The 12,882-nt window shown below is 61.2% G+C and carries 13 protein-coding genes; 9 read left to right on the top strand and 4 right to left on the bottom strand.

Annotated features, from left to right (window positions below; translation table 11 throughout):
- Positions 1–253 precede the first annotated feature (253 nt).
- The 6 genes from N2600_RS20800 (at position 254) to N2600_RS20775 (ending at position 7,416) form a co-directional block, all read left to right on the top strand.
- Complete coding sequence (locus N2600_RS20800; RefSeq protein WP_260298853.1) at positions 254–1,216, top strand: LacI family DNA-binding transcriptional regulator; 963 nt, start codon at positions 254–256, stop codon at positions 1,214–1,216.
- A 69-nt stretch (positions 1,217–1,285) separates the two neighbouring features.
- Positions 1,286–2,524 carry an ABC transporter substrate-binding protein gene (locus tag N2600_RS20795; RefSeq protein WP_162116829.1) on the top strand — a complete coding sequence of 413 codons (1,239 nt, stop codon included), beginning with the start codon at positions 1,286–1,288 and terminating at the stop codon, positions 2,522–2,524.
- Between the two features lie 74 nt (positions 2,525–2,598).
- Positions 2,599–3,516 (top strand): carbohydrate ABC transporter permease, encoded by a 918-nt coding sequence (locus N2600_RS20790; RefSeq protein ID WP_020486161.1) that lies wholly within the window; start codon positions 2,599–2,601, stop codon positions 3,514–3,516.
- On the top strand, positions 3,513–4,376 hold the full coding sequence (locus N2600_RS20785) for a carbohydrate ABC transporter permease (RefSeq protein WP_260297284.1): 864 nt from the start codon (positions 3,513–3,515) through the stop codon (positions 4,374–4,376). Before N2600_RS20790 ends, N2600_RS20785 begins: the two co-directional genes overlap by 4 nt.
- A gap of 20 nt (positions 4,377–4,396) precedes the next feature.
- On the top strand, positions 4,397–6,319 hold the full coding sequence (locus tag N2600_RS20780) for a glycoside hydrolase family 127 protein (protein ID WP_260297283.1): 1,923 nt from the start codon (positions 4,397–4,399) through the stop codon (positions 6,317–6,319).
- A 23-nt stretch (positions 6,320–6,342) separates the two neighbouring features.
- Positions 6,343–7,416, top strand: a complete 1,074-nt coding sequence (locus N2600_RS20775; protein WP_260297282.1) for an ABC transporter ATP-binding protein — start codon at positions 6,343–6,345, stop codon at positions 7,414–7,416.
- A gap of 56 nt (positions 7,417–7,472) precedes the next feature.
- Here N2600_RS20775 and dxr read toward each other — a convergent pair whose 3' ends face one another.
- Positions 7,473–8,663 (bottom strand): 1-deoxy-D-xylulose-5-phosphate reductoisomerase, encoded by a 1,191-nt coding sequence (gene dxr / locus N2600_RS20770; protein ID WP_260297280.1) that lies wholly within the window; start codon positions 8,661–8,663, stop codon positions 7,473–7,475.
- A gap of 383 nt (positions 8,664–9,046) precedes the next feature.
- Here dxr and N2600_RS20765 point away from each other — a divergent pair, with 383 nt between their 5' ends.
- Both N2600_RS20765 and N2600_RS20760 read left to right on the top strand, forming a co-directional pair.
- Complete coding sequence (locus N2600_RS20765) at positions 9,047–9,697, top strand: hypothetical protein (RefSeq protein WP_162116823.1); 651 nt, start codon at positions 9,047–9,049, stop codon at positions 9,695–9,697.
- A 63-nt stretch (positions 9,698–9,760) separates the two neighbouring features.
- Positions 9,761–10,051: a BON domain-containing protein gene (locus N2600_RS20760; RefSeq protein WP_017966309.1), complete on the top strand. Its 291-nt coding sequence runs from the start codon at positions 9,761–9,763 to the stop codon at positions 10,049–10,051.
- Positions 10,052–10,130: 79 nt separating this feature from the next.
- Here the strand turns inward: N2600_RS20760 and N2600_RS20755 are convergent, their stop codons facing one another.
- Positions 10,131–10,283: a hypothetical protein gene (locus N2600_RS20755; RefSeq protein ID WP_017966311.1), complete on the bottom strand. Its 153-nt coding sequence runs from the start codon at positions 10,281–10,283 to the stop codon at positions 10,131–10,133.
- 129 nt (positions 10,284–10,412) lie between these two features.
- Complete coding sequence (locus tag N2600_RS20750; RefSeq protein ID WP_162116822.1) at positions 10,413–10,655, bottom strand: hypothetical protein; 243 nt, start codon at positions 10,653–10,655, stop codon at positions 10,413–10,415.
- 159 nt (positions 10,656–10,814) lie between these two features.
- Here N2600_RS20750 and N2600_RS20745 point away from each other — a divergent pair, with 159 nt between their 5' ends.
- Positions 10,815–11,333 carry a DUF2937 family protein gene (locus N2600_RS20745; RefSeq protein ID WP_260297279.1) on the top strand — a complete coding sequence of 173 codons (519 nt, stop codon included), beginning with the start codon at positions 10,815–10,817 and terminating at the stop codon, positions 11,331–11,333.
- Between the two features lie 159 nt (positions 11,334–11,492).
- Here N2600_RS20745 and eat read toward each other — a convergent pair whose 3' ends face one another.
- Positions 11,493–12,857, bottom strand: coding sequence for an ethanolamine permease (gene eat, locus N2600_RS20740; RefSeq protein WP_260297278.1), 1,365 nt, complete (start codon positions 12,855–12,857; stop codon positions 11,493–11,495).
- Positions 12,858–12,882: the final 25 nt, after the last annotated feature.

The raw sequence follows: 12,882 nt of genomic DNA, 5'->3' as shown, positions 1-12,882 counted from the left end.
GCCCAATCTCATCCGCTCTGCACTTGGTCTGAACGCCGATAACACGTCGCAATCGGCCTGACCGATACGCATGGATCTTTTCCCTGTGCTTGCCCTTCCCGCAAACTGCATTGCCGATCCGGCCTTTGTGCCGCATGAGAAAACCTTTTCTCACTTGACATAAGGTTTGGTAAAAGCTTTTCTCAGATCACTTCAGAAGGAGGACGTTCTGAACATATCGGGAGGAAAAAGAGGCAGGATCACCATCCACGAGGTGGCGGCGGCTGCCGCGGTGAGCATCTCCACGGCGTCGAAAGCTCTCAACGATACCGGCCGGATGGGCTCGGAAACGCGCGAACGGGTGAAACGGATTGCCGCGGAAATTGGATACCGGCCGAATGCGCTGGCCAGAGGTCTTCTCAGCAAGCGCAGCTTCACCATCGGGCTGCTGACGAACGACACTTACGGCCGGTTCACGCTGCCTGTTATGGCGGGGATCTCCGACGCTCTCGTCGATCACGGTGTTTCGGTCTTCCTGTGCGCGATCGAAGACGATCCGGCGCTCGCCCAGATCCATGTCGACGCGATGCTGGACAAACAGGTCGATGGCATCATCGCAACCGGCAAGCGGCTGGACAGGCGCCTGCCTGTCGACCTGTCGAATTTGCATGTGCCTGTCGTCTACGCGTTCACGGAGGGGACGCAGAACAGCGTTACTTTTCGTTCGGACGATGAACAGGGTGCGAGGCTCGCCGTCGAGTGGCTCGCGAACATCGGGCGGCGGCGGATTGCCCATATCACCGGGCCGGAAGAGTTCTTCTCGGTGCGGGAGCGTGCCGGCGCCTATCACGAGGTGGCCGGTCACCGCGAGCCAGTGCTCTACGGCGTCTGGTCGGAAAGCTGGGGCCATGACGCAGTCGAGCAGCTTTGGAAGAGACCCGGAGAAAAACCGGATGCGCTCTTCTGCGGCAATGATCAGATCGCCCGAGGTGCTGTGGATGCGTTGCGCGAGCGCGGCGTCAAGGTGCCGCAGGACGTCTCGGTCATCGGCTTCGACAATTGGGAGATTGTCGCGGCCCAGACGCGGCCGCCGCTGACGACGGTGGATATGGAATTGAAGGAGCTCGGGCGGCAAGCCGGATTGACGGTGCTTGCGCTTGCTGAAGGACGGCCTGTCGAGCCGGGCGTGAGGAAATTGCCGTGCCGGCTGATCGTCCGGCAATCATGCGGGGGGTAAAGCCCTCGGGGATGAGAACACGTGAATGAGCAAAGGCGCGAGGAGATGCGCCATATCGGGAGGAGTGTCATGATCAAGCGTCTATTGGCGGCGACCAGCATCGCTACCTTATGTCTGGTGTCGGCCGCGTCGGCCGCCGAAAATGTCGAAATGTGGGTTCGCTCGGGGATCGGCGACGCCTTCAAGAAGGTCGTCGAAGCCTATAATTCGGGTCACGAGAACAAGGTCGTGATGACCGAAGTGCCGTTTTCCGAGCTCGTGCAGAAATATGCGACGGCAATCGCCGGCGGACAGGCGCCGGACGCGCTGTCGATGGATCTCATCTATAACCCGGCCTTTGCTGCGGCCGGCCAGCTGGAAGACCTGACGGACTGGGCGAAATCGCTGCCCTATTTCAACTCGCTGTCGCCCTCGCATGTGCGCCTCGGCACCTATCAGGGCCGGATCTACGGCCTGCCGCTGTCGGTCGAGACATCGGTCTTTGCCTGGAACAAGGATCTCTACAAGAAGGCGGGTCTCGACCCGGAAAAGGCGCCGGCCAACTGGGATGAAATCACCGCCAATGCCGAGAAGATCCGGGCCTTGGGTGACGATACCTACGGCTTTTATTTCTCCGGCGGCGGCTGCGGCGGCTGCATGATCTTCACCTTCACGCCGCTCACCTGGGGTGCCGGCGCCGATATCCTGTCGGCCGACAGCAAGACGGCAACGCTCGATACCCCTCAGATGCGCAAGGCCGTCGATATCTACCGCAACATGGTCAAGAAGGACTTGGTGCCGGCGGGTGCGGCCAGCGACACCGGCGCCAACTTCCTGACCTTTACCAACGGCAAGATCGGCCAGCAAAGCCTCGGCGCCTTTGCCATCGGCACGCTGGTGACCGAGCATCCCGATATCAACTTCGGCGTGACGCTCATCCCCGGCGTTGACGGCAAGCCTTCGTCCTTTGCCGGCGGCGACAACTTCGTCATCACCAAGGGCACGAAGAAGATCGACGCGGTGAAGGGCTTCCTCGAATATGTCTATTCGATGGACGGCCAGAAGATCATGGCGAAATACGGCAGCCTGCCGACGCGCGGCGATATCGCCGACAAGGTGCTTGAGGGCCTCGATCCGCGCATGCAGGTTGGCCTGAAGGCGATCAGCGTCGCTAAGACACCCTATACGCTGCAATTCAACGACCTGATCAACAGCGCCAACGGGCCATGGGCAAGCTTCACCAATGCCGCGATCTTCGGCGACGATGTCGACGGCGCGTTTTCGAGCGCCCAGTCGGAAATGCAATCGATCATCGATAGCGGCCAGTAATCTCTCCCCGGCCGCGGCCGGGGAGCGGTGGCAGCTTCCCGGCCAATCCCACTCGACAGACGCGGAGCGTTTTGATGACCGGTTCCGGTTCAGAGACTCTATTGCCTCAGCGCAGGCGACGGCGCAGATCGAACTGGCGGGGTCTTGCCTATATCGCGCCGGCCATGGCGCTCGTCATGGTCTTCTTCATCATGCCGGTTCTCTTCACCGGATGGATGAGCCTTCACAACTGGCCGCTGATGGGGGCGTCGCGCTGGATCGGCTTCAACAATTATTTTCGCATGGCCAACGACACCCGCTTCATGGCGGCGCTGAATTTCACGGCCTACTATACCGTGATCGTCACCATCGCGATCTTCGCGATCGCCTTTCCGCTCGCCATCTTCGTCGAAAAGGAACGGCAGTTCGTCAGCGCCTATCGCACGATCATCTTCCTGCCCGTCGTGGTCGGTCTTGCCACCGCCTCCCTGCTCTGGGTCTGGCTCGCCAATGTCGATAGCGGCTTCATCGGGCCGGCCTTGAAGGCGCTCGGTCTTCTGGAAAAGAGCCCCAATCTGCTGGCGACTTTCGACACCGCCTTTCTGACGATCGTGGTGATGGTCGTCTGGAAGATCGCCGGCTTCACCATGATCATTCTTTTGACTGGGCTTCAGGCCATTCCGTCCGAGCTGACGGAGGCCGCCCGCATCGACGGCGCCGGGCGCTGGCAGCGTTTCCGGCATCTGACGCTGCCGCTGATGCGCAAGACGATCGCGCTGGCGCTGATCGTCTCCGTCACCGGTTCGATCCTCGCTTTCGACCAGTTCTACATCATGACGTCAGGCGGACCGCAGAACAAAATGATCTCGGTGGTCTATTACATCTTCAATCAGTCCTTCGTGTCGTTCAATCTCGGCTATGGAGCAGCACTGTCGATCGTACTTCTCGCCATCCTGGTGGCGATCAGCATCGTGCAGCTCTGGCTGCTTCGCGTCGGGGAGGAGCGTCCATGACCACCTCAAGGGAACGCCGCGCGCGCAAGGCCATCCGTGCGAAATCGGCCTATCATCTGACCGGTATCGTCATATCGATCTTCTTTCTCGCCCCTTTCGTGATCACGCTATTGTCATCCTTCCGGCATGGCACGGAGGCCAGCCTGCCGCCCTTGCCGCCATGGCCGACCTCCGGCGTCAGCATCGATTCCTATGCGCTGCTCGATACGTTCGGCGCCGGCATCTGGCGGCACATGATCAATTCGCTGTTCGTTTCGGTCGCCACCGTGGTGCTCACCGTCGCCGTCAGCCTGCTCGCCGGCTACGGTTTCTCGCGGTATCGGTTCCCGCTGAAGAATGCGCTCTTCGTGCTGATCATCGCGACGCTGATGATCCCGTTCCAGTCGATCCTGACGCCGCTCTTCATCATCCTGGCAAAGCTCGGCCTCAACAATTCGCTGATTGGGCTGACGCTCGTTTATGTGACGCTGCAACTGCCCTTCTCGGTCTTCATGATGCGCAACGCCTTCGACGCCGTGCCGAAGGAGATCGAAGAGGCCGCGCGCATCGACGGCGCGCGCGACCTCAGGCTTCTGGTGCGGGTTCTCCTGCCGCTGGTGCTTCCCGGCGTCGCGACGGTGGCGATCTTTGCCTTTCTCAATGCCTGGAACGAGTTTCTCGCAGCACTCGTGCTGCTCTCCAGCAATGAGAAATACACCCTGCCGGTGCTGATGACGGCGGTTCGCGCCGGACGGCTCGGCGCCATCAACTGGGGAGCGGTCCAGGCCGGTGTCGTCGTCATGACGATTCCTTGCCTGATCGTCTTCCTGCTCCTGCAACGCTATTACATGCGCGGGCTGATGGCCGGCGCGGTGAAATGATCTTAGAGAAAGTGGAGCCCATGACCAAACCAAGCAACGACCGCCAGTTTCGTCCCGTCGCCGTTCCCGATGTGGAACTCGGCGGCTTCTGGGGCAAATGGCAGGACGCCGTCTGCAATTCCACCGCCGAGACCTTGCTCGACCGCTGTGTCGAGGCCGGCATGCTCAAGGCGATCGACGTCGATCAGCCGAGCCCCGGGGTCGTCATTCCCATTCAGCCATGGGGCGGGACGACCCAGATGTTCTGGGATTCCGACCTCGGCAAGTCGATCGAGACGATTGCCTATTCGCTCTATCGCCGGCCGAACCCAAAGCTGGAAGCGCGTGCCGACGAGATCATCGACATGTATGAGAAGCTGCAGGACGAAGACGGCTATCTGAACGCCTGGTTCCAGCGCGTGCAACCGAACCGCCGCTGGACCAACCTGCGCGACCATCATGAGCTCTATTGCGCCGGCCATCTGATCGAAGCCGCGGTCGCCTATTACCAGGCGACCGGCAAACGCAAGCTGCTCGATATCATGAGCCGCTATGCCGATTATATGATCAAGATTTTCGGGCACGGCGAAGGCCAGATCCCCGGCTATTGCGGCCATGAGGAAGTCGAGCTCGCGCTGGTCAAGCTCGCCCGCGTGACGGGAGAAAAGAAATATCTCGAGCTATCGAAATACTTCATCGACGAACGCGGCACCGAACCGCATTTCTTCACCGCCGAGGCAAGCCGCGACGGCCGCGATGTCTCCGAATACCACCAGAAGACCTATGAATATGCGCAGGCGCACCAGCCGGTGCGCGCGCAGACAAAGGTCGTCGGCCACGCCGTGCGCGCCATGTATCTTTATTCGGGCATGGCCGATATCGCCACCGAATACCAGGACGACAGCCTGACGGCGGCGCTGGAAACGCTCTGGGACGATCTGACGACCAAGCAGATGTACATCACCGGCGGCATTGGGCCGGCGGCCTCCAACGAAGGCTTTACCGATTATTTCGATCTGCCGAACGATACCGCCTATGCGGAGACCTGCGCCTCGGTCGGCCTGGTGTTCTGGGCAAGCCGCATGCTCGGCCGCGGGCCAGATCGGCGCTATGCCGACATCATGGAGCAGGCGCTTTACAACGGCGCGCTACCGGGGCTTTCCACGGACGGCAAGACGTTCTTCTATGACAATCCGCTCGAAAGTGCTGGTAAGCACCATCGGTGGAAGTGGCACCATTGCCCCTGCTGCCCGCCGAACGTCGCCCGGCTGGTGACCTCGATCGGCTCCTACATGTACGCCGTTTCGGATAACGAGATCGCCGTGCACCTCTATGGCGAAAGCACCGCGCGGCTGAAGCTTGCTAACGGTGCCGAGGTCGAAGTCGAGCAGACCACCAACTATCCGTGGGACGGTGCGGTCGCCTTTACCACCAGGTTGGAGAAGCCGGCGCGGTTTGCGCTGTCGCTGCGCATTCCGGACTGGGCCGAAGGCGCAACCCTCAGCGTCAACGGAGAGATGCTCGATCTCAATGCCAATATGCGGGACGGATATGCCAGGATCGATCGTGACTGGGCCGCGGGCGATCGTGTCGCCCTCTACCTGCCGCTGGCGCTTCGGCCGCAATATGCCAATCCGAAGGTGCGCCAGGATGCCGGCCGGGTCGCATTGATGCGCGGGCCGCTGGTCTATTGTCTGGAAACAACGGACAATGGCGAAGACCTCAATGCCATCGTCCTGCCGCGTGAGCTCTCCACAGCCGAAACCGTCGTGCTGAAGGATCTCAATGATGCCGTCGCCCTCGATCTCAAGGTCGAGCGCGAGGAAACATCGAACTGGGGAACAGCGCTCTACCGCAAGGCGCCGGCCGAAAGGCAGGTCGCCACCGCGCGTTTCGTGCCCTATCATCTCTGGGACAACCGCGCGCCCGGAGAGATGCTCGTCTGGGTCCAGTCGGACAGATAGGTCTTTTGGGGATGTCGAACGGTATGGCTAACAAGAGCGTCGTGCTCCAGGACGTGCGAAAAAGCTATGGCAATCTGCAGGTGGTCCACGGCATCGACCTGACGATCGCGGAGGGCGAATTCGTCGTCTTCGTCGGCCCTTCCGGCTGCGGAAAATCGACGCTTCTGCGCATGATCGCCGGCCTGGAAGACGTGACCGACGGGGAGGTCGAGATCAAGGGACGTGTTGTCACCGATCTCGATCCATCCGAGCGCGGTATCGCCATGGTCTTCCAGTCCTACGCGCTCTATCCGCATATGAGCGTGCGCGACAACCTGGCCTTCGGCTTGAAGATGGCGCGCACCAGTGCCGCCGAGATAGAGACGCGCGTCAAGGCCGCTTCCGCCATCCTGAAGATCGACCATCTTCTCGACCGGCGGCCGGGACAGCTTTCCGGCGGCCAGCGGCAGCGTGTAGCGATCGGCCGGGCGATCGTGCGCAAGCCCGATGTCTTCCTGTTCGACGAACCGCTGTCCAATCTCGATGCGGAACTGCGCGTTTCGATGCGCATCGAGATCGCCCGGCTCCATCGCGAACTCGGCAATACGATGATCTATGTCACGCACGATCAGACGGAGGCGATGACGCTCGCCGACAAGATCGTCGTGCTGCGCGACGGCCGAGTCGAACAGGCCGGAACGCCGCGGGAAATCTACGAGAATCCCTCGAATACCTTCGTGGCGGGCTTCATCGGCTCGCCGAGGATGAATCTGCTGAATGCCCGTTGGGGTGAGGGAGGCATGGTCGAAGTCGCCGGCCGGCAGATCGAAAGCGGCCTGCCGCCGGCAGACAGGCCGGTTGGTGGCGCGGTGACGCTCGGCCTGCGGCCGGAGCATCTGAGGGTGGCCTCCGATCTATCGGGCAGCCTGACGGCCAGGGTCGATTTTTCGGAATATCTCGGCGGGACGCAATATCTCTATTGCCAGCTTGCCGATGGCCAGTCGCTCACCGTCGAGCATCGCTCGCCGATCAGCATCGCGGCAGGCGAGCAGGTGAGCCTGCTGTTTGAGCCGTCGGATTGCCGGTTGTTCGACGAGGGCGGGAGCCGGTTGCGGTAATGGCGGCGCTCACGGTAACAAGCAGGCGACCACTCGGCGATCGGTCGGTCTGAACTTTACTCGGCGATCGCTAGTGTCATCAGCTCCGCCGCCCTTTGCCGGGCTTCCCTGTCGGCGGCGAAGACATCGTCCATCCCGGAAGCGGGCGGCAGGCCGGCCAGATCGTCCATCACCCTCTCGGTGACCTCGGCCATGGCGAGGAAGGACAGCCGCCCTTCGATGAAGGCTTCGAGCGCCACTTCCTTGGCGCCGTTCAGCACCGCGCCCTGAACGCCGCCGCGCGTCATCGCCAGGCGTGCAAGCCGCAGCGCCGGAAACCGCGTCTCATCCGGCGCCTCGAAATCCAGCCTGGCGAGCTTGGCGAAATCCAGCCGCTCGACGGGTAGGTTCGGCCGGCGCGGAAAGGATAGGGCATAACCGATGGCAGTGCGCATATCCGGCGCGCCAAGCTGCGCCAGAACCGACCCATCGGTATAGCCGACCATGGAGTGGATGATCGATTGCGGATGGAAGATGACCTCGATCTGTTCGGGTCTGAGACCGAAAAGGTGCCGGGCTTCGATCATCTCCAGCGCCTTGTTGAACATCGAGGCGCTGTCGATCGAGATCTTCAATCCCATCGACCAGTTCGGGTGGGCACGTGCGGTTTCCACCGTCACGTCCGCCATGTCACGCAGCGAGGCGGTGCGGAAGGGGCCACCCGACGCCGTCAGGATGACCCGCTCGACGGCGTGGCGCTGGTTCTCTTCCAGCACCTGGAAAATCGCGTTGTGTTCGCTGTCGACCGGAAGCAGCCTGCCGCCGCCCGCCCGGATCGCTGCGATGAAGAGATCGCCGGCCGATACCAGGCATTCCTTGTTGGCAAGGGCGATATCGGCGCCGCGGCGGGCGGCCGCAAGGGTCGGCGCCAAGCCCGCGGTGCCGACGATTGCCGCCATCACCCAGTCGGCTTCGCGGTCGGCGGCTTCCATCAGCCCGGATTTTCCCGAAGCGACCGCGATGCCGCTGCCGGAAAGTTCGCTCTTCAGTGATTCGTAATGGCGGTCGTTTGCCGTCACCGCCAGCCGCGCGCCGGATGATTTCGCCTGCCGAGCCAGCAATTCGACATTGCCGTTGCCGGTCAGCACGGAGATTTCGAAGTTCTCCCGTCCGCCCAGGTGATCGACGACATTGAGTGTATTCTGGCCGATCGAACCCGTCGAACCGAAGATGCTGAGGCGCCGCGGCGCGCTTTTGCCGGTTATCATGTGGTATTTCGCGAAAATTTCTCTCGTAGGCTCAGGCTCTACTAGGCTTTGGAGGGGGCGGCAAGTGTGCGGTGCAGCAGATTTCAACCCGCGAGGGGTTTACAGAGCGGCGGTTGGATGTGATCCTTACAACAATCCTCATGGGGATTGGGAGGTTCCGCCGCGGCCGTTCACGGTCGCATGCGCAATCGGGACGCTGCGGCGTCCATTGAAGAACAGGCACGCGGTGCCACAGGCCTTCCGGCCAAAATCAAATCGAGGTTGAAACCGGGATTGGCGGCTTGGCCGCAATCCCCCATCGCGTTCGCTGCGAGCGCCTTCATATGTGCCGTCGCGTCGGTTCGGCGCTAGAGCCCTGTGTCAGGTCAAAACGATCGGATTTCATGAAGATACTTAAAACAGCATGCATTCTTTTCGCTGTCCTGCCCTCGGTCACCGCCACAGCCAGGGCGGACGACCTGGTGATCTGGTCGCCGGCCAAGCTTTCGGACCGGTCCTACAAGGCGACAATGGGTTTTCGCTTGCCGGCGGAATGGGAAACGAGCGCTGGCGCCGACATCGCACTGGCCTCGACCAAAAGCGGGGCGCTGCTGCCCGATTCCGAACAGGCAATGCTTTGGGGTAGGATCAGCAGGACCAGCGTCACCCCGGCAGGCCAGTCACAGCAGGGTGCCAGCGTCAGCGTCGATACGCTGCGCGGCAGCGGCGCGCTGACGCTTAGCCGCTCGCGCAGCTGGATACTCTCCGATTCGCTCGACATGCAATCGAGCCGGTCCATCAGCGTGCAATATGACGCGGTCGAAGCCCGGCAGGCCTCGGTGACGGCATCGCAGGCGCTGAAGCTGATCCATCCCTGGACGGGAACCTCGCTTTCGGCAGGGACGGGCGTCAGCAATGCCAGCGGCGACTTCTCGAGCACGGTGGGGGTCAGCCAGACCATCCTGCCGAACCTCAATCTCGATGCCTCGGTGAGCAATCCATTTTCGGGGGGTGAGGCAGGCAGCGTCAATCTCCGCTATCGCGTGCAGTGGTAGCGGCGCTGAACCAAACTCCGCCGATCAGCGTTTCCTCCGCAGGTTTTCACGGAGGAACGGATCATGGTTTTCAAGGAGCAGACATTTCACGGGCTCGAACCCGAAATGGAAGCGGAAATCGCCAATCGCGCATCGGTCGAGGCGGCCGTTGCCAATGCGCTGGCGATCGCCGGCGGCATCGATGCCTCTGATGTCGAGGTGACGATGGAGAACGACCAGATCGTGCTGAGCGGCACCGTCGGCACGGTCGGCGAAATCGAACGGGCAACCGCGGTCGCCAAGGCCGTCGAGGGTGTGCATGCGGTGCAGAACCGGATATTGCTCGGCGGATCCTCGATCGATGGCACGCATTAACGAGATGGCGGGCCGCTCCCAGACCCTGCCAGACGAGGACTATTTCCACGTCGTCGCCTATCAGCCGGCACTGAGCTAATCAACCGGCGAAGCGTTCAACGAGGAAGGACGAGCCGGCCAGACGATCCGTCTTCTGCATGGCGCCCGACCCTTGTGGGTGATAGGCAGTGGCAAGCAACACGGCGCTGACGGCGACATAGGCGATGGCCAAAAGAATCATCTTGATACGCATGATGAGTACTCCTGTTTTCGCAATAAACGCGGCTGATATGGTGAAGTTCCTCATCGGCGCGATCAGGGCGCGATCAGATGAAAAGCCCGGCTGGGGAGGATCAGCCGGGCTTTTCCTGCATGGATTGCCTTATCGGCAGATTCGGGTTTCCTTGACGATCGTGTGACCGTGGCGGCGGATTTTTTCCACCCTGGTGAAGCACTCCTCGGAGATGTGGCGCGGCCTCATGTGATGGCGGTAATAGGGCCGGTCCGAATGGCGATAATAGGGACGCGCATCATCCGTGGTGATGGTCACACTTGCCGCCTGGGACGGCATTGCGGAAAAGATGGACGCAGCAGCGAGCGTGCAGGCAAGAATAATCCGTTTCATGACGAGCCTCTCTTTCTGAGTTTGTCACGAGATCAACTCGCCGGAAGTGCTGTCGGTTCAATCACATAGAGTTACCGATTGTGTCGACGGCAGAAACCTTTAGGGCCGCGGATCGTTAGCGCTGGGTTAGCCGGAGGCGCCAATGGGACTGATGAGATCATGGGACTGATTGCAAGGATCATCGCCATTGTGGCCGGGCTTGCCGGCGGTACGATTTTTTCGCAGGCGCCGGAATTTGCGCAGCAATACCGCCAGCGGATCGGCGGGGCGATCGACGAATTGCGCGTCATCGTCGAGGATTTCAACCGCCAAGCCGCCGAGCACCATCTCGATCGCCAGCAGGCGCTGAGCGCCTATGCCCAATCATCCGACGATTTCCTGCGCGACCGCGGCGTCTCGATGCAGAGCACGATCTCGCGCTACGAAACGCTGCAGTCGCAGCAACTCCACCTCGGCACCGCCGCACCCGTCGCTAAGCCCTTTGTTCTGCTAGGGAATGCGGATGACGTCGTTTTCGCCAATACCTGGCGCGACTTCGTGCCCGGCGTGCCGGTCAGCTTTGCCGGCCTTGTCTGGGGTGCGATTGGTTTTATCGGTGGGTGGATTGTAGCGGCGCTGCTCGGGTTGGGCGCGCGGCGGGTCGTGAGGAGACCGCGAGTCCATCGTCAGGTGCGGTGAACCAATCGGCGGCGAACGCGGCCCTGGCCCCGGAACGGGATGATATCGGTCAAGCTTTGCGCTGAAATGACCCCCCGCCAAACTTCGGCGGGGGCGTCGATGTTGATCGGAACCGGTTCGTGCAGTCGCCTTTCCGGGTGATCGGGTCAGAGAGCCTTGTTACGTCGACGCTGCCGCTTCCTTGATGATGCCACCTGAAAGCAAACGCCAAATGCCGAATGCCACCACGCCCATCGCGAGGAAGATCACAAAGATCAGGAAGTTGTAGTAGATCATCGCCGCTAGCGCGACGAGGGCGAGCCCGAGGGCAATGGCTGGCACCACGGGATAACCCCAAGCCCTGAAGGGGCGGGCGAGTTCAGGTTCGGCCTGGCGCAGCTTGAACAGCGATGCCATCGAGACGATGTACATGATGATCGCGCCGAACACCGACATGGTGACAATATTGGCGGTCAGCGGCAAACCGCCGATCTGGATCAGGCTGTCGGAAAAGATGGCTGCGATGCCGACGGCGCCACCTGCAAGGACTGCGAGATAAGGCGTGCGGAATTTCGGATGGATTTTTGCAAGAACTTCCGGGAGGTAGCCGGCGCGGCCCAGCGCAAAAATCTGCCTGGAATAGCCCATGATGATGCCGTGAAAGGAAGCAATCAGACCGAACAGGCCGATCCAGACCAGCATATGCAGCCAACCGGAGGATTCGCCCACCACTGCCTTCATCGCCTGCGGTAGCGGATCGTTGATGTTGGACAGCGTGCGCCAGTCGCCGACGCCACCGGCGAAGATCATGGTGCCGAAGGCGAGGAAGACGAGTGTCAGAATACCCGCAATATAGGCAATGGGAACGGTGCGGGCGGGGTTCTTGGTCTCCTCAGCCGCCATCGCCGCGCCTTCGATCGCCAGGAAAAACCAGATGGCAAATGGAATGGCGGCAAAGATGCCTCCAATGGCACCGACTGAGAATTCAGGGGCGCCAGCCCAGCCATTGGCCGCGAAATTGGCAAAAGAGAAGCCCGGCGCGACGACACCCATAAAGATCAGCAGTTCGGCAATCGCCAAAATGGTGATGAAGAGTTCGAAGGTTGCCGCGATGGTAACTCCGACGATATTGAGCGCCATGAAAATGATATAGGCGCCGACAGCTGCCACTTTCGGATCGAGCCCCGGGAACTGCACATTGAGATAGGCGCCGATGGCCAGCGCGATGGCCGGAGGGGCGAAGACGAATTCAACCAATGTCGCAAAGCCCGCAACGAAACCGCCGAGCGGGCCGAAAGCCCTGAGCGCATAGGCAAAAGGGCCGCCGGCATGCGGAATGGCCGTCGTCAATTCCGTGAAGGAAAAGATAAAGGTGGTGTACATCACGGCGATCAGGATCGTGGTGATCAAGAAGCCGAGTGTGCCGGCAGCCGCCCAGCCATAGCTCCAGCCGAAATATTCGCCCGAGATGACGAGGCCGACGGCAAGTCCCCATAAATGCAGCCCGGTCAGGCTTTTGGCGAGCGTCGGTTGAGGATTTGACATGATTGTTCCCCTTTTTTGTAGATTG

This window comes from Rhizobium sp. WSM1274, assembly GCF_025200775.1.
Classification (GTDB): domain Bacteria; phylum Pseudomonadota; class Alphaproteobacteria; order Rhizobiales; family Rhizobiaceae; genus Rhizobium; species Rhizobium leguminosarum_I.
Note: the sequence above shows the minus strand (reverse complement) of the source record. Positions and strands in the feature narration are given on the sequence as shown.